General features: G+C 69.7%; 14 protein-coding genes. 9 read left to right on the forward strand and 5 right to left on the reverse strand.

Going from position 1 to position 23,376, the window contains the following annotated elements; all coding sequences use genetic code 11:
* The first annotated feature begins 5 nt into the window (after positions 1–5).
* The 4 genes from JYK02_RS14820 to JYK02_RS14835 are packed head-to-tail and all read left to right on the forward strand — an operon-like array spanning position 6 to position 5,801.
* Positions 6–2,996 carry a DUF1611 domain-containing protein gene (locus JYK02_RS14820; RefSeq protein WP_207051570.1) on the forward strand — a complete coding sequence of 997 codons (2,991 nt, stop codon included), beginning with the start codon at positions 6–8 and terminating at the stop codon, positions 2,994–2,996.
* Positions 2,996–4,798: an ABC transporter ATP-binding protein gene (locus JYK02_RS14825; RefSeq protein WP_242588961.1), complete on the forward strand. Its 1,803-nt coding sequence runs from the start codon at positions 2,996–2,998 to the stop codon at positions 4,796–4,798. Before JYK02_RS14820 ends, JYK02_RS14825 begins: the two co-directional genes overlap by 1 nt.
* Positions 4,799–4,815: 17 nt before the next feature.
* On the forward strand, positions 4,816–5,106 hold the full coding sequence (locus JYK02_RS14830) for a hypothetical protein (protein WP_207051572.1): 291 nt from the start codon (positions 4,816–4,818) through the stop codon (positions 5,104–5,106).
* Positions 5,103–5,801, forward strand: a complete 699-nt coding sequence (locus tag JYK02_RS14835) for a S8 family serine peptidase (RefSeq protein WP_207051573.1) — start codon at positions 5,103–5,105, stop codon at positions 5,799–5,801. The genes JYK02_RS14830 and JYK02_RS14835 overlap by 4 nt, the downstream gene beginning before the upstream one ends.
* A 6-nt stretch (positions 5,802–5,807) precedes the next feature.
* Here JYK02_RS14835 and JYK02_RS14840 read toward each other — a convergent pair whose 3' ends face one another.
* Positions 5,808–8,417 carry a carboxypeptidase regulatory-like domain-containing protein gene (locus tag JYK02_RS14840; RefSeq protein WP_207051574.1) on the reverse strand — a complete coding sequence of 870 codons (2,610 nt, stop codon included), beginning with the start codon at positions 8,415–8,417 and terminating at the stop codon, positions 5,808–5,810.
* A 412-nt stretch (positions 8,418–8,829) separates the two neighbouring features.
* Between JYK02_RS14840 and JYK02_RS14845 the strand changes: the two genes are divergently transcribed.
* From JYK02_RS14845 to JYK02_RS14855, 3 genes are all read left to right on the forward strand, one after another.
* Positions 8,830–11,655 carry a YecA family protein gene (locus JYK02_RS14845; protein ID WP_207051575.1) on the forward strand — a complete coding sequence of 942 codons (2,826 nt, stop codon included), beginning with the start codon at positions 8,830–8,832 and terminating at the stop codon, positions 11,653–11,655.
* A 314-nt stretch (positions 11,656–11,969) separates the two neighbouring features.
* Positions 11,970–14,126, forward strand: a complete 2,157-nt coding sequence (locus tag JYK02_RS14850; protein WP_207051576.1) for a xanthine dehydrogenase family protein molybdopterin-binding subunit — start codon at positions 11,970–11,972, stop codon at positions 14,124–14,126.
* A gap of 2 nt (positions 14,127–14,128) precedes the next feature.
* Complete coding sequence (locus tag JYK02_RS14855) at positions 14,129–14,617, forward strand: (2Fe-2S)-binding protein (protein ID WP_207051577.1); 489 nt, start codon at positions 14,129–14,131, stop codon at positions 14,615–14,617.
* 5 nt (positions 14,618–14,622) lie between these two features.
* Here the strand turns inward: JYK02_RS14855 and JYK02_RS14860 are convergent, their stop codons facing one another.
* A complete protein-coding gene (locus JYK02_RS14860; protein WP_207051578.1) occupies positions 14,623–15,738 on the reverse strand; it encodes an aldo/keto reductase in 1,116 nt (371 codons plus the stop codon).
* A gap of 97 nt (positions 15,739–15,835) precedes the next feature.
* Between JYK02_RS14860 and JYK02_RS14865 the strand changes: the two genes are divergently transcribed.
* Together JYK02_RS14865 and JYK02_RS14870 are read left to right on the forward strand one after the other, a co-directional pair.
* The gene (locus JYK02_RS14865; protein ID WP_207051579.1) at positions 15,836–16,741 is read left to right on the forward strand and encodes a LysR family transcriptional regulator; all 906 of its coding nucleotides are present in this window, start codon (positions 15,836–15,838) and stop codon (positions 16,739–16,741) included.
* A 56-nt stretch (positions 16,742–16,797) separates the two neighbouring features.
* Complete coding sequence (locus JYK02_RS14870) at positions 16,798–18,045, forward strand: hypothetical protein (protein WP_207051580.1); 1,248 nt, start codon at positions 16,798–16,800, stop codon at positions 18,043–18,045.
* A gap of 10 nt (positions 18,046–18,055) precedes the next feature.
* Here JYK02_RS14870 and JYK02_RS14875 read toward each other — a convergent pair whose 3' ends face one another.
* Genes JYK02_RS14875 through JYK02_RS14885 form a run of 3 tightly spaced genes read right to left on the reverse strand, consistent with a single transcriptional unit; the run spans position 18,056 to position 23,376 of the window.
* A complete protein-coding gene (locus tag JYK02_RS14875; protein WP_207051581.1) occupies positions 18,056–20,287 on the reverse strand; it encodes a YfhO family protein in 2,232 nt (743 codons plus the stop codon).
* Positions 20,288–20,320: 33 nt separating this feature from the next.
* Positions 20,321–22,594, reverse strand: a complete 2,274-nt coding sequence (locus tag JYK02_RS14880; protein ID WP_207051582.1) for a hypothetical protein — start codon at positions 22,592–22,594, stop codon at positions 20,321–20,323.
* A complete protein-coding gene (locus tag JYK02_RS14885; RefSeq protein WP_207051583.1) occupies positions 22,591–23,376 on the reverse strand; it encodes a DUF3142 domain-containing protein in 786 nt (261 codons plus the stop codon). Before JYK02_RS14885 ends, JYK02_RS14880 begins: the two co-directional genes overlap by 4 nt.

Raw genomic sequence — 23,376 nt, forward strand, 5'->3', positions numbered from 1 at the left:
CCCTCATGAACACGCGCCTCACCCTGATCCTCAACACCCACATGCCGCAGGTGTTGGGCGAGGGGCCCCTCTTCGATGAGCCGGAGAACTGGCTCTTCGAAGCGCTGACGGAGACGTACATCCCGCTGTTCCGGATGCTGGAGCGCTGGGACTCCCGGCGCTTCGCCGGCACGCTGGTGATGTCCTTCACCCCGTGCCTGGTGGATCAGCTCATCGCCTGCGAGGAGCGCTACACCGGCTACCTCCAGCTCTTGCGCCGCATCGCCACGCGCGAGCTGGAGCGCACGTCGCGGCTGGAGCTCTACAACCGCTACGAGAAGTTCCCCCAGTCGCTGTCGGACGAGTCGCTGGCCCGGATCCACCGCACCGCGGGCATGTACCTGCACCGCGTGGAGGACAGCCTCCAGTTCCTGCGCGAGCACAGCCTGCGCGACGTGTTCGCCACGCTGGGGCGCTCGCGGCTGCCGGGCGTGCAGCTGTGGACGTCCACGCCGCAGCACAACTTCCTGCCCTTCTTCCAGCCCGCCGTCGCGGACCGGCTGGTGGCGCGGGGCGTTGAGTCCTTCAACGAGGTCTTCGGGCGCGAGCCGGACGGCCTCTGGCTGCCCGAGTGCGCCTTCCAGCCGGGCGTGGAGCGCGTGCTCACGCGCCATGGCATCCGCCGCACCGCGCTCAGCCTGACGGGCATTGGCGCGTCGCAGCCGCAGGACCCCAGCGGCGTGTTCCGCCACGAGGGCCTGGAGGTGCTGGTCCACGACTACCGCATCGGGCTGTACCTGTGGAAGTCGCCCGAGTCCACGTTCCCCGCGCACCCGGTGTACCGCGAGTTCTTCCGCGACGTGGGCTTCGACCTGCGCCCCGAGTACTTCGAGGAGCTGGGCGTGCCCGTGCCCGCGAACAAGCGGGGCCACGTGTGGACGGGGCTCAAGTACCACGCGGTGAGCGGCCAGAAGGTCGACCTGGGACAGAAGGCCCTCTACGACGTGGAGGCCGCCCGCGCGCAGGTGCCCCGGCACGTGCGCGAGTTCTGGAGCTTGCTCGACTCACGCCGCTCGCTCGCGCAGGACGGGCAGAACTTCGTGCTCGCGTTCGACACGGAGCTGTTCGGCCACTGGTGGCACGAGGGCATCGAGTGGCTCGACGGTGTCATGCAGCCCGCCGCGCCGCTGGAGGTCCCCGCCGCGGCGCCGGTGCCGCCGCCCGAGCCGCCGTCGCTGCCCCGGCTCTACTATTCGACGTGGGGGCGCGACTTCTACAGCGAGCACTGGCTGACGCCGGGCAACGCGTGGATGTACGCGCTCATCAAGCTGGTGGAAGCGCAGCTCCCGGAGCCGGTGGACGCGGAGACGCGGGAGACGTGGCGCCGCTTCGAGGTCTTCAGCGGCAGCGACCTGCTCTTCATGATGCCGGACCCGTCACAGCGGGAGCGGGCGCGCGCGCTGTTCCTCGCGCGCTACGCGGACGTCGTGTCGCGGCTGAAGGACTTCTCCCCGGAGCTGCTGACGTCCTTCCCGGTGGACCCCTTCAAGTGCGTGCTCATCCACGTGAGCAAGGCGGGCGGGCAGGAACAGCCGCCGTTCCTCCTGCGCCGCCTGTCACTGGAGGGCGTGAGCACGGAGGCGCGCCGGGAGCTCACCCTGGACGCGGAGGTGCTGGAGGTCGCGGGCCTGCGCGTCGCGTTCCAGTACTTCCTGCTGCACCCGCAGGGCCGCTACGCGCTGCGCGTGGAGGGCTCCGCGCGCGAGCACGTGTTCCAGATGCCGGACTACGGCGTGCCGCTGCTCATCGCGCCGGACACGCACACGTATCCCAAGTACGACCCGGAGGTGCTCTACCGGAAGCTGGGGGAGATCTGGGAGGGCGACCAGCGGCTGCCGCTCAAGCAGAACCCCACGCTGCGCAGCCGCCACATGTACACGCGCGCGCAGGTGATGGAGGTGCTCGCGGGGAAGCGCACCGCCGTCTTCAAGTACAACAAGGAAGGCTACGCGCTCCTGCGCTTCCGCGACCGGGGCCCGGCCCCGGCGTCCGTCGTCTTCGACGACGCGGTGACGCTCAGCGACGCGGGCGCGTACATCCAGGCCGGTGAGCTGTCCGTGCCCGTGGTGAACGACCCGGCGGCCATCGCGCGCCACGACTTCGACGCGGTGGTCTTCACCTGCTCGCTCAACTTCGAGACGGAGGTCCCGCACGTCCGGGCGCTCCTGGAAGTGGCCACGCGCAGGCGGCTGCCGGTGGTGTCGCTGTACGACGACATCCTCTATTACGACCTGTTCGACGGGCTGGAGCCGGACCCGGAGCTCTTCTGGCGCGTGGCCGTGCCGGAGCAGGACGCGCTGGCGAAGCCGGGCCCGGCGGAGTACGGCCCGCGCAACCTGCTGGGCGTCTTCGGCACGGACACGGTGCAGGGCAAGTTCACCACGCAGGTGTACCTGCGCGAGGCGCTGGCGAAGCACGTGCGCGTGCGCCACCACGCCACGGAGCCCACGGGCATCCTGCTGGGCTCGGACACGGGCTACTCGCGCGTGCTGCGCGTGGAGGGTCCGCAGCGGCAGGCGTTCGAGCGGCGGCTCATGGCGGACCTGGCGCGCGACTGCGACGTGGTCATCACCGGCGGACAGAACGGCCTGCTCTACACACCCGCGGGCCAGGACCGCCGCAACAACGCCTCCACGCTCATCTACGAAACGTTCCTGCCGCGCCTGGTGGTGCTCACCGTGTCGGTGGACACGAAGCCGGAAGACGTCGTCGCGACGCGCGAGTACCTGGAGCTGCTCGCCCGCGAGCACGGCGTGCCCTGCACGGTGGTGGGCCTGGCGATGATGGGTGGGCGCAAGCTGCTGGGCAGCCGGTGGACGGAGACGTGGTTCCTGGGCGTCCGGGATGAGGTCCTGGAGGAGGCGCGGCGGCGGATGGAGCAGCACACCGGCCTGCGCGTGCACGCCATTCCCGAGGAAGTGGACGCGCTGGCGCGGAGCGTCCTCACGCACCTGTGATGGAAGCCGGCGGCGCGATGGGGGCGGAAGGCCCTCCCAGCCTGAAGCAGTCGGTGCGCTACCTGGGCGCGCTGCTGCGGCTGCTCAAGCCCGCGTGGGGCGCGCTCGTGCGCAGCGCGCTCCTGGGCCCGGTCATCACGGGGCTGTGCCTCATCCCGCCCTTCCTCACGCGGCTGCTGTTCGACCACGTGTCGGCCCCGCAGGACCTGGACCTGCTGCACGTGCTGGTGCTGAGCATCCTGGCCGCGTCGGTGGCCGCGGCGCTCGCGGAGACGCTGCTGGGCTACTACTCCGCGTACCTGACGGTGAAGCTGGAGAGTTCCGCCGCGCTCTACCTCTTCAACCACCTGCAGCACCTGCCGGACCGCTTCTTCTCGCGGCGGCAGGTGGGTGAGCTCACCAGCCGCTTCGATGACGCGAAGGCGGGCATGTCCCTGGTGCTGGGGCTGCTCCGGCTGGTGTTCTCGCAGCTCACGTTCCTGCTCGTCATCCCGTTCACGCTGGCGTCGCTCCACTGGGAGCTGGCGCTGGCGGCGCTGGCCACGCTGCCCTTCGTGGTGGCGGTGCCGCTGGTCATGGGACGCGCCATGGGCAGCGCGTGGCAGGAGGTGATGGGCGTGCACGGCGCGCTCAGCGCGCTCCAGGTGGAGACGCTGCGGCAGAGCCGGACGACGAAGGTGCTGGCGCTGGAGCCCTTCGTCTATCAGCGCGCGTCCGGGCTCATGCGCTCCGTGCTGCGGGCGCACCTGCGGGCCCATGGAGTGGAGGGGCTGCTGCGGCTCTTCGAGCGCTCGGTGGAAGCCGCGCAGACGGCGCTGTTCACCTGGCTGGGCTGGCGGCTCATCCTCCAGGGCAAGCTGACGCTGGGCGGCTTCGTGGCCTTCGTGGCGTATGCCGCGTACCTGCGCGGGCCGGTCATCGAGGCCATCAGCTTCGTCACCAGCCTCCAGCAGCGCGGCGTCCACCTGCGCCGCTTCTTCGAGTACCTGCACGAGACGCCCGAGCAGGACCCGGCCCGCTCGCTGACGGCCCCGGCCCCGGTGGGACAGCGGCTGTCCGGTGGGGTGGAGCTGGAGGCCGTGTCCTTCGGCTACCTGCCGGGACAGGACGTGCTGCGCGAGGTGAGCGTGAGCGTCCCGCCCGGCGCGGTGGTGACCATCGTGGGCTCCAGCGGCTCCGGCAAGACGACGCTCGCGCGGCTGCTGACGCGGCTGGAGGAGCCGGGCCAGGGGCGCGTGCTGTACGACGGGCAGGACGCGCGCACGCTGGAGCTGTCCGACGTGCGCCGGCAGCTCGCGGTGGTGTGGCAGGACGTGGAGCTGTACCACGGCACCGTGCGCGACAACCTCACCCTGGGCCTGTCCGACGTGAGCGAGGAGGACCTGCGGCAGGCGGTGCGGCTGTGCGCGCTGGAGCCCGTCCTGTCCGCGCTGCCCCAGGGCTTCGACACGCCGGTGGCGGAGGCGGGCGCCAGCCTCTCCGGCGGACAGCGGCAGCGACTGGCATTGGCCCGCGCGGTGCTCCGCGACGCGCCCGTGCTGCTGCTGGACGAGGCCACCTCGCAGCTCGACGTGGAGACGGAGTCCGCCGTCGTGCGGGCACTGCTCGCGCGGGCCAGGGAGCGCGGTCAGACGGTGCTGTTCATCACGCACCGGCTGGCCAACGCGCCCCTGGCCGACGAGGTGTGGATGCTCGCGGGCGGACGGCTGGTGGGCCGGGGTCCGCATACGGAGCTGCTCGCGCGCTGCGCGCCGTACCAGCGGCTGTTCCGCGCGGGCATGGGCGAGGCGGACGCCGCCTAGCGCGGACGCAAGGAACCATGGCGAACGAGCCTCCACGCCCCACCCTGCCGCCGCTGCCCTCCCACCTGCCCCTGCTGGAGGATCCCGACCACGCGGGCCTCTTCGTCGTGCGGCGCATCGGCACCCTCACGTTCCTGTTGGTCGGGGTGCTCTGCGCGGGGATGGCGCTCGCGGGCTCGCTCGTGCGGCTCACCGTGAGCGTTCCGGAGTCCGTCCCGCCGCGCACGGAGTCCGTGTCCCTGGGCACCTACGTGCTGCGGCAGCTCCAGCACTGGAAGCCTTCGGGGACGGGAGGCAGTGCCCGGTGAAGAAGGTGGGAATCATCGACAGCGGCGTGGAGGTGGCCTTCCTGCGCGAGCACTCGCTGCGGCTCGCGGGGGCGGCCACGTTCACGCTCGATCTGGACGCGCAGGTGCTGGAGGCGCGCGCCTACGAACGCGAGGAGCTGGAGGCGTGGCGGGCCGGTGCGAGCACGCTGGACCTGGAGGACACGCACGGGCACGGCACGGCGGTGCTGAGCATCCTCTACGACCAGGTCCGTCCCTGGCCGGACGTGGAGCTCTACGTGGCGCGCGTGCTCGACCGGAACGTGCGCGGGCACTCGCTGTGCCTCGTGGAGGCGATGGGGTGGATGCTCGATGAAGTCGGCGTGGACGTGCTCAACCTGAGCCTGGGCACGCCCCACCGCGCGCTGGAGGCGCCCATGCGTGAGGTCGTCGACCGCGCGGCGGCTCGGGGCGCGCTCATCGCGAGCGCCGCGGGCGGGATGCCCACACTGCCCTCGCTGCTGGAGTCGGTGGTGTCCGTGGGCGACCCCGCCCTCATGGAGCGCGTGGGCGCGGACGTGAAGGTGGACCACGTCGTGAAGGAGCGGGAGGTGAAGCTCTACATGGGCGGCCAGTGGAGACAGGTGCCCATGACGACCAGCTTCGCCTGTCCGGTGGCGGTGGCCGAGGTGCTGCGCGACGGCCCTCCTCCCCGCTGGCGGCGCCAGCAGGGCTGAAGCAGCTCACGGCGGGGGCGGCGTCACTTCCGGGGAGACGTCGCCCAGGTCCAGCACCTCGCCGTCCTTCACCTTCAGCGGCTTGCGCAGGCGCCCCTGGGAAGGGCCGCCCTGGATGACGAGGACGCGCTCGCCCGCGCGAACGCCCTTGAGCGTGAAGCGGCCCTCCGCGTCCGGGGCGTGCTCCGGAGAGGGAGGCTCGCCCTCGATGAAGATGAACGCGTCCGGGAGGGGCGCCTTCGTGGCCGCGCTCACCACGCGGCCCTTCACGGTGGCGGGCTCCGTCAGGGGGATGTCCACCTCGAGCACCGCGCCCGTGCCAGGAGAGGCCAGGGCCTCGCCCACGGAGCCGTCCACCGTGCGCGCCGTCAGCTTCACGGGCTCGGGCGGGACGTCGCGCAGCTCGAAGCGGTCGCCGGAGAACTCGAAGGGGCCTCCACGCTGGGGGAGGTAGCCCTTCTGGAGCTGGAGCGACACGGAGAAGCCCCGGACGGGCTCGCCCTTGCGCAACACGCGTCCGCGAAGGAACGCCGAGGGCCGCAGCCGCACCACGACCTCCTGGCCGGCGGTGGCGAGCATGGGCTCGCTGGAGCGTCCTCCGTTGCGTGCCCCCAGCAGCACACGGCGGGGGCCAGGCGCTCCCGCGCGCGAGAGCGGGATGGCGAAGCGGCCCTCTTCATCCGTGGGTGTCATCGACAGGGGGATGCCTTGCCCCTCCGCCAGCGAGAGGGTGATGACGGCGCGGGGCGACGGCGAGCCATCTGGCTCCAGGACGACGCCCCGGTATTCGCTGACGTCGCCCTTCTCCTCCCAGGTGAACTCGACCTGGGCCGTCCGCCCTGCCTCCACGCGCACCGGCTCGCGCTGGCTCTGGGTGAAGCGGCCGCGCTCGGTGAGCATGAGCGTGTAGCTGCCTGCGGGCAGCCTCATCTGGAAGGAGCCCTCCGCGCCCACGCTGACGTTCCCCAGGGTCATCGCCGAGGCGACGGACGGATCCTCCGCCAGGGCCGTCACCTCCAGCGGAACGTCCCCGAGGGCGCCCCGGGCCGCGCGCACCCGGCCCTCGACGTTCCCCGTGCCCTCCAGCGTGAAGTCCGCCCGGGCCGTGCGGTTCGGCTCCACGGTGACGGTCTGGCGGGCGCCCGACGTCGCCCCCTCATGGCGCGCGGAGAGGGACAGGAGGCCCGAGGGGAGCCCCTCAATCCGGTAGCGGCCATCCGAGTCCGTGCGGGCCTCGGTGGAGCGCAACTCCATTCCCCGGCTCAAGCCACTGACGCCGGAGATCTGGACCGCGGCCACGGGCACTCCGTTCCGGTCGCGAACCTGCCCCTCCACCGCGCCGGTGCCCGAGAGCTTGAGCTCCACGGGGAAGCGTTCGCCCTGGGTGACCGTCAGGCCCCGGCGGAGGGTGGGTGAGTAGCCGGGGGCCGTGACCTTCGCGTCGTAGCCGCCGGGGGCCAGCCCGCGCACGAGGAAGCGCCCCTCCGCGTCCGACATCGCGACGCCGGGGTCTTCGTCCCCGCCGGAGAGGCTGACCTCGACGCGCGCGCCCTCCACGGGCCCACCGGAAGCCTCCTCCACGACGCGGCCCTCCAGCACCGCGCCCGGTCCCAGTTGGATGCGCACGTCGCGCACGGTGCCGCCCGCGACGCAGAGCACCGGCAGGTCGAGCGCCCCGGACTCCTCGCCGCGCCGCGCGGACAGGGGATGGGGGCCGGGATCCACCTCCACGGAGAAGCCCCCCTGCGCGCCCGTCGTCACCACCTGGGAGGGGCTGCCGCCCACCCGCACCTCGGCGCCCGCGGCTGGCAGGCCCTTCGAGTCCACGACGAAGCCCTCGATGACGCTCGCCCGCCGGAGCGCCAGCGTCAGGGGGCCGTCAGTGGGGATGCGCAGGCGGCTCATGACCACGCGCGCGTAGCCGGGGGCATGGGCCTCCAGCAGGTAGGCACCGGGGGAGAGCCCATCGACGCGGAAGTTCCCGCGCTCATCGCTCGTCGCATAGACGCGCTCGTCGTCAGGGGCCTCCGCGCGCTGCCAGACCTCCAGGTCGCGGGCATGTGCCGTGAGGATGATCTCCACGAGTGGAAGCGGTTCATTCGTTCCGCGAACCACCGTGCGGCCCGTGAGGGATTGCGCGGGCTCCAGGGAGATCCGCAGCGCCGTGCGCGACTCCCCTAGCGGGCGGGCCACGTCGTGCAGCAGCGGGGTCCGGCCCGGGGCACGGACCGCCACGAGGTAGTGCCCGGGCCCGGAAGCAATCCGGACATGGCCTTGAGGATCCGTCATCCCCGAGCCCGTCAGCGTCCAAGCGGAGGACTGCATTCCCTTCGCGTAGAGCCGAACGGTGGTTTCGAGCGAAGGCTTCCCATTCGCGAGGACCTCCACGTCCAGGACACCATCCGCCTCGCGAGGGGACTGGGACGCAGGGAGCGTGCCGTCCTCCGTGGGAAGAGGACGCTCAGCCGTGGATGCAGGGCGAGCAGAGCGCTCGTGAGCGAGCGAGGCATCCGCGTTGCCCTCTGGAGCATCGGGTCCACTGGAGCGCAGGGCCCAGAACAGCACGAGGCCGCAAGCGACCAGGACCGCCACTCCACCGATGAGCCACCTGCGCATGCCCGCCAGTATCACCCGAAGCCGCGTGCACGTCCCGCACAGCGAGGTCCCCTGTGACCCTAACCAAAGCATACGAACGTCAAACTGGCGAAGCCCATCGAAGTGACCTCGCGCAGACGAACGAACTGAGCCGGAAGTAGCTTCATGCCGAGCGTCCCAAGACAATGCACGCCGACTTCAAAAGCCTCATGGCTTTAACACCCCACAATGGCGGTAGTAGCCACACCTCACTCAGCCACATTCACCACATGCTATCGTATACTTACATCCGAAAAGACTCTACTTACCCCAAACGAAGCACCATCCACATGGCAATAGCGCAAGAACTATAAATCTCCACACACTGACACATTGACTACCATAAACCACCCGCCCCACTAGGCGCCGATTTTTTACAAAGAGGAGGGACAACATGAATGAAGGCCGTCCAGCAGTGGTAGACACAGCTCAGTTAATTCGGATCGAAGCGGTCCACCGCGGCTTCCTTTTCCAGCATTTATACGCCGTCAAGGCTCTACTGCGCACACCAGGCACAGATGTAATATCTGTGATTATCGAAAGCGACGAAGATGTCGAAATTGTTCGGCCGCATAGCCGAACTTACGTACAAGTGAAGTACCGCGCAGGACCGCTCGGCAACACTGACATTGCGGGAGCGCTCAGGCGCTTCGACACGTATAGACGCCTGCATCAATCCGGAGAGCGGTCGGGGAATGCTGTCTTCGTTATTGCAACGAATTCCCATCTTACGCCGTCTCTCGCAGCCCACACGGCTCACCCAAGCTGGCCAAGCGATACTTTCATTGACTATCCTGGAGGTACAGCATCTACAGATCCTGTAATTTCGACTTCGCCCACTAGCTTAGCGGACGCGTTCCAGTTGTGTTGTGAGCTTGCAGCCCGCCTACCATACGCGCTGCTGTCGCCTGAAACGCTCGTCTGGAAGCTCGCGGGAACGGTGATGGCGGCAGCGAGTGGAGCGGCGCCGCGCACTGATCATGCATTCCACCCAACTGAACTGACAGGGCTCTTCGAGCAGCTCGTCGTTCAGCTGCAAGACTTTCCCGCGCCACCAACCGTATACCGCACGCAAGCGGATGAGCCACCTTTACTTACAGATGCGCCACTTCGGCTAATTATCGGTTATTCGGGTGCCGGCAAAACGGCGTGGGTATCACAGGCTGCGTTGCATGCGCCAAGCGACCTCGCCTATTACGACGTTCGAGAAATGCCTGGCCCAAGTTTGGCATCTGGCTTAGCGCGAGATCTAGCAGCGCGCTTCTATGGTGGTTCCGGTGGCAGACTCGGCGAAGTGCTATTACCGGGCGCCTCTGGTTTGGAAGTTCTGAAGGGGCTCGCGCGTCGCTTCGTCTCTGAGGGTCGAAAACTGACAATTGTGCTCGACAATGCACATGTCCCCCGACCGTCCGATGTTGAAGCCGCCGTGCGCGCCGCGCCTGGGTTGAATTTTGCCCTACTAGGGCAGCCTGGAGCGCACATACTCGAACTAACCCAGCGACTCGGGGTTAAGCCAGAGACCCTCCAAGGCTGGTCACCCGACACCGTAGCGGCTGAAGCGGCCGATATGGGTTGCCAAGCCAGTCTGACTGATTGCCAAGCGCTGATTGCCCTCACCGGTGGGCTGCCGCTTTACGTGCAGAATGCCTTAGCCATTGCTCGCGCGGAGCATCGCGGCAGCGTGAATGCCTTATCCACTCAACTATCCACCCTGACTCATTCTACCCAGACCGTTCAGGAACTAATTCTGTCCCGCACTGTCGACACATTGCCTGGACCTACTCGGCACGCATTAGGGGTGCTCAGTCTGAGTGACGTCCCTCTATCCAACGATGAGATTGTCGCTATTGTAACCAAGTCACTGGGCATTGATGTGCGAGCGGTCGCGGGAACGTTGCGTGAATTGCGCACGGTGGCCGCACTTGAGGTATTTGGAGGCGACCACCTCAAAATTCATGACGCTTTCCGTCTATTAGGGCGAGCGCAACTAGCGGCTTTGGGTGCCGACAACGAAGCTTTGGCATACCGCAACCTCCGAAACACTCTACTAAGTTCGCTGAAAGGGGATTGGAGCTACCCCAAGCTAAAGCTTCTGTTGCGAGTCTTGGCGGAAACTGAGGACGTCAAAACGCTTGTCCAATTTGGAACCGACGAACTCTTTCACGAGATGGGCTTATGGCCAGAGATAGACGTTCATCTGCGTGCGGCAGCGGCATCTGACACCGTTGCTCCAGAGTCGCGATTCTGGGCCTTGGACGGAATCGTCTTTAATGCCATGCGAGAAGGCGGCAATGCTAGATCACACATTGATCACATGAAGCGACTGGTCGCCGATCATGCACTCGGGCAGGAAGAACGACTTGCGGTTAATCTAAAGGAAATGAACCTGCTTGCCCTGGAAGGTCGAGCAGACGCGGCGATGCGTGTAAGGGCGGAGGTCCAAAGCGAACTCAATGCGACCCCAACTTCCCAGCGTATTTTCCGCTACAACGCTGCGGTCGCGCTCTATCATACCGGGAAGCACCGCAAGGCCGCGTCTGAAGCCCTCGCAATTGCGCAGGAGTACTACGGCCTACTCGGACTTACCCCGCAAGTCGTGATGGGACGTAATGCGTCTGATCTTCGCCCGTTACTAAAGCAGAGTGACGATGTTCTCGATCATTGTAAGCATCTCGCCGACTGCCTAGACCTGTATGCCAAAGCGATGAACGCTACCGGCGAAGATGTTGCGTTCGCACGCATTCACGCGATGAAGTTCTACGACCTTGCGCAGGCGCCAGAGTCGCTGATCCGCCTTGGACAGGACCTCGTGGACGAATTCATTGGCCGCTACGATTACGTCGGAGCGCGACAGGTCTTCGACGCTATTCTCCTGCCCACTCTGCAACAACTCAAGCTTGCGTCTTATGTCATTCCTGTAAGGTCTCAGTATGCCGTCACTCTCGCATATGGAGGAGACTTCGACGGGGCCGCTGCAGAAATGGCACGACTTGCACCTTACGAATCAGGACTCTCGCCTAGCGGCCGCTTCGAACTGCAACGGCAAAGGCAGCTCATTGCGAAGCTGAGACATAGCCCCCCTCCGCCTCAGGTGCAGTTTTCCCCAGGGCTCCCTCTGCCAAGCGCCGCGCCGCGCCGCAACGAAGAACTGCGAAAGCTCGGTCGCAACGAACTTTGCTTTTGCGGTTCAGGCAAGAAATACAAGAAATGCCATGGATAAAAGCTGACCATTCACGACAGTTTCTTGGGCCTTTTGAATACCCTGACCTTGGATGTTCATGCAGAATTCCAGCATCCTGCGCAGGTTCACCGCAGTACCGGCACACCAGTAAGCCCTGACATCCCCCGCTTCACATGGAAGCACTCCAAGCAGCGCGCTGAACATGTGCAGTGTCGTGCTCAAACGGAAACAGGACTGGGCTTCGGGTCCGTTCAGGGTCCTGTCCAGGATGCTTCCTTGCTCCAGGTGACAGGTGCCTCACAGGGCTTGCCGGGTCGTTGGGCCCTCCCCTGGCCGCGTGAGAGACTTTCTCCATGGCTGACACGCTGCCCACGGATTCAGCTCCTCCCGGCGGTCTGGACCGCCGCCGGTTCCTGACGTGGCTGGTGGCTTCACCCACGTTGATGATCGCGGCGCGGTGCGGGCTCGACCTTCCCTCGGCCCAGGCCTCGGAGGCTCCTGCGCTGGCGGAGACTCCCCTCAACCTCTACGTCGCCGTCCGGACCGATGGGCGCGTCGTCGCCACCCTGCCCCGCACGGAGATGGGCCAGGGCATCACCACCGCCGTGGCCATGCTCGTCGCGGAAGAGCTCGACACGGGCCTGGAGGCCGTGGACGTGTCCACCGCCGACGCGGATCCCCGCTGGCTCATCCAGCTGACCGGGCTGTCCTCCACGATGCGCTACCTGGCCGGCCCACTCCGCGCCGCCGCCGCGGAAGCCCGGGCCCGGCTGGTCACCGCCGCCGCGCACCGCTGGCGAGTCCTCGCCCTCAGCCTCACCACCTCGCAAGGCGAGGTCCGTGCGCCCGACGGCCGCCGGCTCGGCTACGGCGAGCTGGCCGAGGACGCCGCGCGCGTGCTGCTGCCGGAAGTCTCCCCGCTGCCGAAATCTCCGAGCGAGTACACCGTCGTCGGTCAGCCCACGGGACGTGTCGACGCACGCGCCATCGTCACCGGCGAGGCACGGTACACCCTGGACCTCGACATCCCGGGCGCGGTGCCGACGGTCGTGGCGCGGCCTCCCACGCTGCGCGGCACGGTCCAGTCCCTCAATGCCTCCACCGCCCGCGCGATGCCCGGCGTCGTGGGCGTGGTGCGGATCCCGTCAGGCGTGGCGGTGGCGGCCGGGACGTTCGCGCAGGCCTTCGCGGCGCGCGACGCGTTGCAGATCACCTGGGCACCGGGACCGGCCAGCCACCTCTCCGACGCCAACATCCGGACCCGGCTGCGTGACGCCATCGGGCCCCGGCCGCTGCCCCCGCTGCTCACGACGCGAGTCGTGGAGGGCCGCTTCGACTTCCCCTACCTCGCGCACGCGCCCATGGAGACGCAGAGCTGCGTGGCCCGCGTGACGGCGGACACCGCTGAAATCTGGTCCGGCGTCCAGGATCCGAAGTTCGCGCGGAGCCAGGTGGCCGCGGCGCTCGGCTGGGCGCTCACCCCGCAGCGGGTCACCGTGCATCCCATCCGCGCTGGCGGCGGCTTCGGCCGACGCTTCTTCACCGAGTCCGCCGTCGAGGCCGCGCTCATCTCGCGAGCGCTCGGGCAGCCGGTGAAGCTGATGTGGAGCCGCAACGACGACATGCGCCATGGCCACTACCGGCCCGCCAGCCACCACCGCATCCTCGCCTCGCTGGGCCCCGGCGGATCCATCCTCGGCTGGCATCACCGCGCGGCCATCCCCACCGTGGAGTTCCCCCACGGCTTCGGAGACCTGCTCACGTCGCTGCTCGGACAGGCGCTGCCGGACGTCACCAGCGCGGTGTTCTTCGCGCTCACCCAGCACGTCCCCTACCAGTTCGGCTGGGTCGCCCAGAAGCTGGCCGAAGTGCCGCTCCCCATCCCCACCGCCTCCTTCCGCTCCGTCTTCACCAGCCAGGTCGGCGTGGCCAACGAGGTCTTCGTCGACCAGCTGGCCCGTGAGCTCCAGCGCGACCCCGTGGAGCTGCGCCGCTCCCGCCTCACGTCCCGCAGGCTCAAGGCCGTGCTGGACCGGGTGGTGCTCGAAGGGGCCTGGGGCCGCGCGCTGCCACCGGGCGTCGCCCAGGGCGTGGCCGTGCTGGAGGAGTGGGACAGCGCCATCGCCCACCTCATCGAGGTGGACGTCACGTCCGGGACGCCGCGCGTGCTGCGCGTGGTCATCGCCGCGGACGTGGGCCTGCCCATCAACCCGAAGGGCATCGAGGCCCAGCTCCAGGGCGCCGCGCTGGACGCGATGTCCACCACGCTGAGCGCCGGGCTCCACATCGACGCGGGCGCCGTGCGCGAGGGCAGCTTCGCGGACTACCGGTGGCTGCGGATGAAGCACGCGCCCGCCTCCATCCAGGTGCACCTCGTGCGCTCCGACGACCGCGTGGGCGGCGTGGGAGAGCTGGGCTACCCCAGCGCGGCGGCGGCCCTGACCAACGCCATCGCCCGGGCGACGGGCACCATGCCCACCCGCTTCCCCATCCTCGACGAGGGACCCTGACCATGCCGGCCCATCACTTCCTGCTCAACGGTCAGCCGGTGTCGGTGGAGTCGCCCGCGGACCTGCCCCTCCTGTGGGTGCTCCGCGACGTGCTGGGCGTCACGGGTCCCAAGTACGGCTGCGGCGTCGGAGTCTGCGGCGCGTGCACCAGCCACCTGGACGGCGAGGCCTTCCGTCCCTGCCTCCACCCCGTGGGCGAGGTCGCGGGCCGCGAGGTGAAGACCATCGAGGGCCTGGCGGACGCGACGGGCCTGCACCCCGTGCAGCAGGCGTGGATCGCCGAGGACGTGGCCCAGTGCGGCTTCTGCCAGCCAGGGCAGATCATGGCCGCCGTCGCGCTGCTGCGGAAGAACCCCCAGCCGACGGACGCGGACATCGACGCGGCCATGAGCGACAACGTCTGCCGCTGCGGCACCTACGTCCGCATCCGCTCCGCCATCCACCGCGCCGCGCTGCTCTTGCGAAGCGGCGCGGTGCCCCGGGAGGGCTGAGCCGGCTACCTCGGCGCGGGCCGGAACCACGTGGGCTCGGCGCGGACCGTCGTGCCGCCGGTGAACATGCCTCCGGTGAAGAAGGCGTCCTCGAAGAAGTGGTACGGGTGGACCCGCTCCGGGCGGCTGACGGCCTCCAGCTTCGCGGCGAGCGCATCGGGAATCCGCACGTCGAGCGCGTGCAGGTTCGCCTCCAGCTGCTCCAGCCGCGTCGCGCCGATGATGGTGGACGCCACGCCCGGCCGGCGCGTCACCCACGCGAGCGCCACCTGCGCCGGGGGCCGGTCCAGCTCCTTCGCCACCTCGCGCAGCGTGTCCACGATGGCCCAGTTGCGCTCGGTGAAGAGCTTCTCGAAGCCCGGGTTGCCGCCGCCCTGGATGGAGGGCAGCCGCCCCTCGCCCTTCGCCTGCGTGCCCTCCCGCGTGTACTTGCCGGACAGCAGCCCCGACGCCAGCGGGCTCCACGGCGTGATGGACGCGCCCAGGGCCAGCGCCGCCGGGATGTGCTCGCGCTCGATGTTCCGCTCCACCAGCGAGTACTCCAGCTGCAACGCGGCGACGCGCTCCCAGCCCTCCGCCTCCGCCAGCGACTGCGCGCGGGTGAAGTACCAGGCCGGCACGTCCGACAGGCCGATGTAGCGGACCTTGCCCTCGCGCACGAGCGCGTCGAGCGTGCGCATCACCTCGTCCACCGGCGTCACGCCGTCCCACGCGTGCAGCCAGTACAGGTCCACGTAGTCCGTCTTCAGCCGCCGCAGCGACCCCTCCAGCGCGCGGCGGATGTTCTTGCGGCCGTTGCCGCCCGCGTTCGGGTCGCCGGGCGACGTGTTGATGGTGAACTTCGTCGCGATGACCGCGCGGTCGCGGCCGCCGGCCTGCGCGAACCAGTCTCCGATGATGGCCTCGCTGGAGCCGCCGGTGTACCCGTCCGCCGTGTCCAGGAAGTTGCCGCCGGCCTCCAGGTAGCGCGCGAGGATGCGGTGCGCGGTGTCCCGGGGGCTGCCCCAGCCCCACTCGGTGCCGAAGGTCATGGTGCCCAGGCACAGCGGGCTCACGCGCAGGCCACTGCGGCCCAGCAGGTGGTACTGCGCCAGCGAATCGATGCGAGCGGTCGTCGTCATGGAAGGCTCCCTGCGAGTTGGATGCCCTCAAGGTGCCCTCCGGACGCTGCCGGATGAAGACGCGGAAGTTGCACGGACTGTTTAGACTTTCTTCGAAATGGCCCTGACACCCCTCAACGCCCTGACCGTGTTCGTCACCGTCGCCCGCCGGCGCAGCTTCAGCCAGGCCGCGAAGGAGCTGGGCGTGTCCTCGTCCGCGGTGAGCCAGGCGGTGCGCCAGTTGGAGACGAAGCTGGGACAGGCGCTGCTCGCCCGCACCACGCGCAGCGTGTCCGTCACCGACGCCGGACAGCGGCTGCTGGACGAAGCCGCTCCGGGGCTCCAGTCCGCGCTGGCGGCGCTCGAGCACCTGGCCGCCGGGGACACCCAGCACATGACGGGTTCCCTCAACCTGTCCGTGCCCGCGTTCTCCGTGGCGCCCGTGGTGGAGCCGGTGCTGCCGCGCTTCCTCGCGGCCCACCCGCACGTGCGCGTGAACGTGTCCGTGCAGGACCGGTTCGTGGACATCGTGAAGGAGGGCTACGACGCGGGCGTCCGGCTGACGGAGTCCGTGCAGCGCGACATGGTCCAGGTGCGCCTCACGCCCGCCTTCCGCTTCCTCGTCGTGGGCGCCCCCGCGTACTTCGAGCGGCACGGGACACCGCGGCATCCCCGCGACCTGGTGAACCACGCGTGCCTGGGCTACCGCGCGCCTTCCACGGGGCTGCCCTACCACTGGGAGTTCGAACAGGGGACGAAGGAGCTCACCGTACCGGTGAAGGGGCCGCTCACGTCGGACAACTCGGCGCTGCTCCTGACCATGGCCAGCGCGGGCCTGGGGCTCGCCTACCTCTCGGAGCTCCAGTCCGCGCCCGCCTTGCGCTCCGGTGCACTGCGGCCCGTGCTGGAGGAGTGGGCACCGCTCGTCCCCGGCCTCTTCCTGTACTACCCCCACCGGGCGCGGGCCTCCCGCCCGCTGCGGGCCTTCATCGAGCTGGCGAGGGAGCTGCTCCCCCGCCGCTGAAACCCGGGCGGGAATGCCTCGCAGGCACTCTTCCCGTAGACTGGTGGGGGGCCTCCATGCCGAAGCGCGAATTCGACGAGGGTTACGACGTCTCGACGCTCGGCGGCGTCTCCATCCTGTTCATCCCCTTCGACGCCGCGAAGAAGTTCTACAAGGCCAACACCACCAAGGGCGTGAAGGGGCTGAGCGCGTCGTTCAACGACAGCGGGCAGCGGGTGGACGGGGCGAACCTGGCGAACCCGCTCGTGCCTGGCATGGCCGCCAGCGCCTTCCTGCAGGGGCCGGACATCGCCTCGAAGCTCGCGGACATCGTGCGGCAGGAGTGCGACCTCATCCGCAACCTGTACAACCCGGACGCCGACCATGACGACAACTACCAGTCCTGGCTGGAGAGCAACGGCCCCCAGGCGGCGGACACGTCCCAGTGGAGCGACCGGCGCAAGAACCGCATCGAGCGGAACCTGCGCGGCTACAAGCACTACCCCAGCCTGCTCTTCCTGTCGGAGAACCCCACGGGCTCCCCCTTCCCGGACCGCATCGACATCGCCGGGCTTGGAATGTCCTACGTGCGCAGGCACCTCATCGACGACTCGACGGTCAAGGGCATCAAGCACGTCAACGAGATCGCCCTCTACCTGCGCGAGGACCTCCACCAGCAGGTGGAGAACCCGAAGAACGACGGCTTCTACCTGGAGGCCACCACCCTCACGCGCAAGACGGCGTCCATCCAGGCGAAGCTGAAGTCCAAGGACGAGTACATCCTCAAGGTGACGCTGGGGAACCGGTATGGCCATTCGGTGACGGTGGCCGGCGTGCACCTGCGCGCGTCGCTGACCGGCTCCAACCCGCAGGAGCGGCAGGTGGAACGCAACGCGCTGCAGACCTTCTGCGTGTCCGAGGGCATCCAGGTGATGGTCGGCGACTTCAACATGGACCTGCAGGAGACGACCCAGGGCAGCCGGGGCGTCTTCTTCGACGGCCGTCCGGAGAGCCGGCCCACGTACCTGCTGCCCCACAAGAGCCCCGAGGCCATCCCGCTCTTCCAGCAGCAGTACTCGAACTCCGCCGGCAACGCCCACTACATGGGCTACTACCAGGCGGACGCGGAGCACCTGGAGCTGTCCGGGCCCGGCATGTACGGACTGATGGGCGCCAGCGGCTCGCGGCACCTGCATTCCGAGGGCAAGTACTACTCGGACCACCCGTCCATCTACCTGCAGGTGAAGTCCACGCGCCTGACGGGCGAGGCGCGCGACAAGATCCTCGCGAGGAAGATCCTCCGCGTCATCCGGCCCATGAAGTGAAACCGAAGCGTCAGGGCGCCCGCGGACGCCGGAGCACCACGGCCGCGAGCCCCAGTGCGCTGAGCACGGACAGGGCCAGCCCCACGCGGAAGCTCAGCGGGCGGTAGTCGAAGCGGACCATGTGGAGTCCTCGCGGAACGCGCACGGCGCGCAGCGCCAGGTCCGCCCGGTGGATGGGCGCGTCCTGCCCGTCCACGGTCGCGGTCCAGCCCGGGTAGTGGCTGTCGGACACGACGAGGTAGCTCTCGTCGCAGGCCTCCACCTTCAGCTCCAGGTGCTGGGCGCCCTGCCGCACCCACTCGACGGAGCCCGTGCACGCGGGCCGCTCCAGCGGCGCTCCCGAGGCCAGGAAGGCCGTGTGCCGGAAGGGCTGGGAGTCATCCTCCACCGCCGCGAGCGCCTGGGCATCCGTCACCACGCGGGCGCGCTGCACCAGGAAGGCGCGCGGCATCGCGGTGCGCGAGCGGGACAGCGTGGTGCCGTCGTCCGCCGTGTGGAGCAGCTCCAGGTCGTCGTAGGGCGGCGGTCCGTTGCGCAGGTAGTGGGTGACGCCCGCCAGGTCGAAGACGGTGCGCCGGCCCGCGTCGTGGAAGACCTCCGAGTACACGGGCTCGGGCGCACCCGAGCCCTCCAGCGCGGGCAGGCGCGCCTCGACGAAGCGGTTGGGGATGAGCTGTTCGAGGCTGCGCTCGATGGTGTTTCCCGCGCCCTCGCGCGAGGGGTCCTCGGGGGCCTGGATGTCCACGCTGATGCGCCCCGGGTAGGGCTGGGGCAGGAAGACGCGCAGGGAGAAGGGCCGCAGCAGCGACTCCAGCGGCGCGTATCCCGGCCGGCCCAGCAGCGCGTGGGAGGCCGCCACCTCCAGCACCGCGAGCACCGCGACGCCCTGCCGCACCTGGCGGGCGCGGGCGAAACCGCCGCGAGGCCAGAGCACCACGAGCGTGGCCAATCCCAGCCACAGGGGCACCCACGGGGCACCCGCCTCGGCGGAGGCGCGCATGGACAGCGCGCGGGCCACGGGCCCCAGGGCGGCCATGGCGCCCACCATGCCCACGAGGGCCACGGCCGCGCGAAGGCGCGAAGGACGCAGGCGGCGCGCGAGCCGGCCCAGGGCATCCACCCCGAACGCGGAAAGCACGGACACGCAGAACGCGGCCCCCACGAAGTACTTCACCGGGTAGCGGAAGAGGGAGAACGGGGGCACGTGCAGCAGCACCCAGGACGCGGGCGCGAAGTGGCGCCCCAGGCTCAGCGCCACGAGCACCAGCGCGCCCACCGCGAAGGGCCGGACGCGCCGGGGCCCGCGCAGGGCGCCCAGCAATGCGAGCGCGCAGGGGAGCGTCCCCAGGAAGACGCTGAGGATGAACCACTGGTCCTCGCCCCAGTAGCGGTCCCGGGGCCAGTCCGCGAGCGGCCACAGCGCGGACAGCACCTGCGGCCACGACATGGACCAGACGAGCGGCCAGCGCCAGGAGCCCTGCATGCGGAGGGAGTTTCGCGCGAACTCGGCGGCGGGCAGCAGCGCCACCGCGGCGAGCATCGCCGCCAGCGCGAAGCCCCCCGTCACGCGAGCCACCGAACGCACGCGAGCCACGGAAGCGCACCGGGGCGCGCCCCCCGCGACCAGCACCGCGACCATCCCCTGCCACAGCGTGGTCTCCGGCGAGCCGGCGAAGAGGGACAGCGCGCCGTACACGGCCAGCCGTGCCATGGGCCCCAAAGCACCGCGCCCCGGACGGTGGTGCACGTCGAGCGCGGCGCCCACGAGGAAGCCGCTCCACGCGGCGGCGTCGACGACGTTCTGCTGGGTGCCCAGCCGCGTCATCAGCACCGACAGCCCGAACGTGACGCCCGCGACGGCGGCCGCGGCCCAGGAGGCCCGCAGCCTCCGGCACAGCCGGAACACGCCCGCCGCCGCGAGCACGACGTGCCCCACCTGCATCACCGTCATGGACACGATGGGGCCCGTGAGCAGCACGGCGGCCCAGCGAGGCGGGTAGTACACCTGCGAATAGAGCGTCGCCGCGAACGGCTGCCCCAGGCGCAGGTAGGGGTTCCACAGCGGCACTTCGCCCGCGTGCAGCGACTCCAGCAGGAAGGCCGAGTCCGGGAAGAACATGCGGAACAGGTCGCGTCCCGCGAACAGATTTCCCTCCAGCACCGGCGCGTAGACGAACGCGAGCAGCACCAGCAGCCCCACGAGGAGAAGTCCTGCCGGTCCTCGCGTCCGTGGCGCCGTCATGCTGGCGTCATCGTAGGACGGATGTCCTTTGCATCAGTAGACGTATGGCGTCTTGCGCGCCCACTCCGTCTTGCCGTAGCGCTTGTGGAGCCAGGAGAAGGCCTTCTTCGCCTCCGGGGTGTTCTGGCCGCAGCCCCGCTTGCTGGAGCGGACCGCGCGGAACAGCGCGATGGGCGAGCGCGGATCCTCCGGGTGCGCCTTCGCCCAGTCCAGCGCCACACGGGAGAAGAAGGCCACGGAGTTGCCCGCGGCGTTGAGGGCCTTCCACTCCGCCGCGGCGTCCGCGCGCTCCTCCGGGCTCGAGAACGGCAGCGGCCCCGGGGTCCCCGGCGGATCCTGGAGGTACTCCATTCCCGGCACGCACCACCCGTTGCGGAACCAGCTCAGGTCCTCGGTCAAATCGAGCTGCGGCGAGGTGTCCGCCAGCCGGTCCCTGCCGGGCTGAAGCCGCGCGGAGACGACCGGCAGTCCCATGATCAGCAGCCGCGCGTCGAAGAGGCGCTCCTCCAGCGTGGGCCGCCCCACGATGGCCAGCAGCTCCGCGCGCGCCTTGGGCTCGGATTCCGCGAGCGCGACGGCCTGGGCCTTCAGGGTCGCGTCGTCCCCCACCACGGCGGCGCGAGCGAACACCGCCCACGACACCTGACGGCGCAGCGCGGGGCTCAGGCCGGGGAGCGCGGTCCACTCGCGCAGCCGGCGCGTGGGGACATGGGACTCCAGGTAGAGCGCCCGCCAGGGGCTGAGCCCCATGAGCGCGGTCTCCGGAGCCTGGGAGTTCCAGTCCTGATGGGGCCCCTGCTCCTCGTCCGCCACGAGCTGGGCCGCGTTGCGCAGCGCTTCGTCCCAGTCTTTCGCCAGGTGCAGCCGCTCCTCGCGCAGGAGGTTGTCCGTGGAGGCCTGGTCGCGCACCAGGGCCAGGGGGATGGTGTCCAGCAGTGCCCGGGCCTCCGCCAGCTGGCCCCGCTCCCGCAGCAACTGCACGGAGCGCCAAGCGAGCGTCATGCCCGCGGGAGACTCCACCGGCACCTTCGCCGCGTCCGCGAGCAGCGCGGGCACCTGCGGCGCATCCTTGGGGGCCGCCAGCATCGCGAGCACGAGCCAGGGTTGGTGCGCGGTCTTCTTCCAGCGGGCCACGGCGGTCTCGAAGGCCTTCGCCGGCCCCGGCCCCATCGGCGTGCCGTCATCCCCGTTGGGGGGAATGGACATGAGCTGGAGCCACTCGGAGAGCTCCGCCGCGCGAGGCTTCAGCCCCGGGCAGGTGACGGGGTTGCCCTCCGCGTCCCGCTCCATCCGGAGGCCGCCCAGCTCCGCCTGCAGCGCGGAGCCCGTCCCCTTCTCCAGCACCCGCGAGAACAGCTCACACCGCCACGTCTCCGGCGACAGGTGCTCGCGCACGATGGAGAGCAGGCGCCGCGTGGGACCGTGGACCTCCCGCAGCTTCGGATCCGCGAGCACCTTCTGGATGGCCGCTTCCGCCTGCGTCAAGCGCGCCGGCGTGTCGTCCTTCTCCGTGCGTACGGTCGCTTCGTCCCCTCGCGGAGAGAACAGCGCCTGCCGCACGCGGGTGCGCACCACGAGGTACGCCGCGAGGACGCGGTGCGGTGACGCCGCGTTGTCCGCGATGGCCTGGAAGGCCTGCGCCGCGTCATCGAACCTTCCGCAGTACAGGTGCATGGCCGCGGCCTGGTAGTCGCGCTCGGCCTGACGGCGGGCCTGCTCGCGGGGCGTCAGCGCCTCCACGAAGCCGGGCTCCGGTTCGGACAGGAAACAGCCGTCGCCGAAGACGCCGTCCTGGTGGCCCACCCACTCCCGCAGCAACGCCGGGCGCTGCTTCCACTCGCGCGCCAGCGTGCGCGCCGTGGCCGCGGCGTGCAGGAAGGCATCGCCGTGGATGCGGGAGTACCGGGCGTAACCGTCCTCCCCCATGAACATCAGCTCGCGCGGCTCGAGGGAGGGCATCACCTCCTTGCGCACGGCGATCCATTGCTGACTGGCCCACTCCGCGTCGGCGCCGTACCCGTAGCGGGACTCCGCCTCGCGCCAGCCCGACACCAGGTGCTTCTGCTCGTCCGCCGTGGTGGGAATGCCCATCATCGTGCGCCAGGCGAACGCGAGGTAGGGCAGGTCATACGTGCGGCGGATCACCCCCAGGCGTCCGGCGGCGAAGCTGTCGAAGGGCCGGTCGGGATTGTCGCTGACCTGGTAGCGGGGGTCGGGTTCGAACTCCGGCCCGCAGGCATCGGCGATGACGGGAGGCAGCAGGACCGCGAGGCCCACGAGCCCCAGGACTGTTCTTGCGTTCTTCATGACTGGGTCTCCGCCACGGCGGAGGCGAACGCGTCGGGCGTCCACGGCCGGGGGTTGAAGAGATAGAGGGTCGAGACGCCGGGAGGCACGGGCTGCCACTCGTCCATCGCCAGCCCCATGCTGCCGGAGCACGGGCGGGGCAGCCCGCGTGCGAACCGCGCACGCCAGACCGGGGCATCGCGCCCCATGCGGAAGAGCTGCGGCACCACTTCGTCCACGGGCGCCCGCGCAATCCAACCGCCGGGAACGCACCACGACGCGAGCCCCGTGATGGACAGCGACATCCCCGGAGGCAGGCGCGCGCGCAGCCGCTGGAGCAGGCCGACGTACGCCTCGGTCTCCGACCCGCGCGCATCGAAGTCCAGTTGCAGCGCCGTCACGGCATGGCGGCGCGCGAGCACGTCCAGGCGTTGCGCCAGGTCCTCCAGGCGCTCGGAGTCGAAGCGCGCGAGCGAGCTGCCCGGAAGCATCTGCAACCGCACCGTGGCCTTCAACGCGATGCCGGGGGGAACCCGCAGCGGCTGCCGGCGGTGCACCACGTGGACGTCTTCATCCGTGAGGTCGAGCGTCGCGAGCAGGAAGGCGACGTCCACCGCGCGGCCCTCCAGGAAGCGCAGGTCCTCCGGCCGCTCCCAGGCCCAGAGGACCAGGCGGGGCGGCGGCCCGGGCACCACCGGCGCGGAGACGGACAGCGGCAGGCACAGCGCCGTGAGGACGAGGGTGGCCCGCAGGCCGCGCCGTGGGCCGGGTGCCGCATGCGGGAGGGAGGCGTCGGGGAGCAT

It is taken from the genome of Corallococcus macrosporus, from assembly GCF_017302985.1.
GTDB lineage: Bacteria > Myxococcota > Myxococcia > Myxococcales > Myxococcaceae > Corallococcus > Corallococcus macrosporus_A.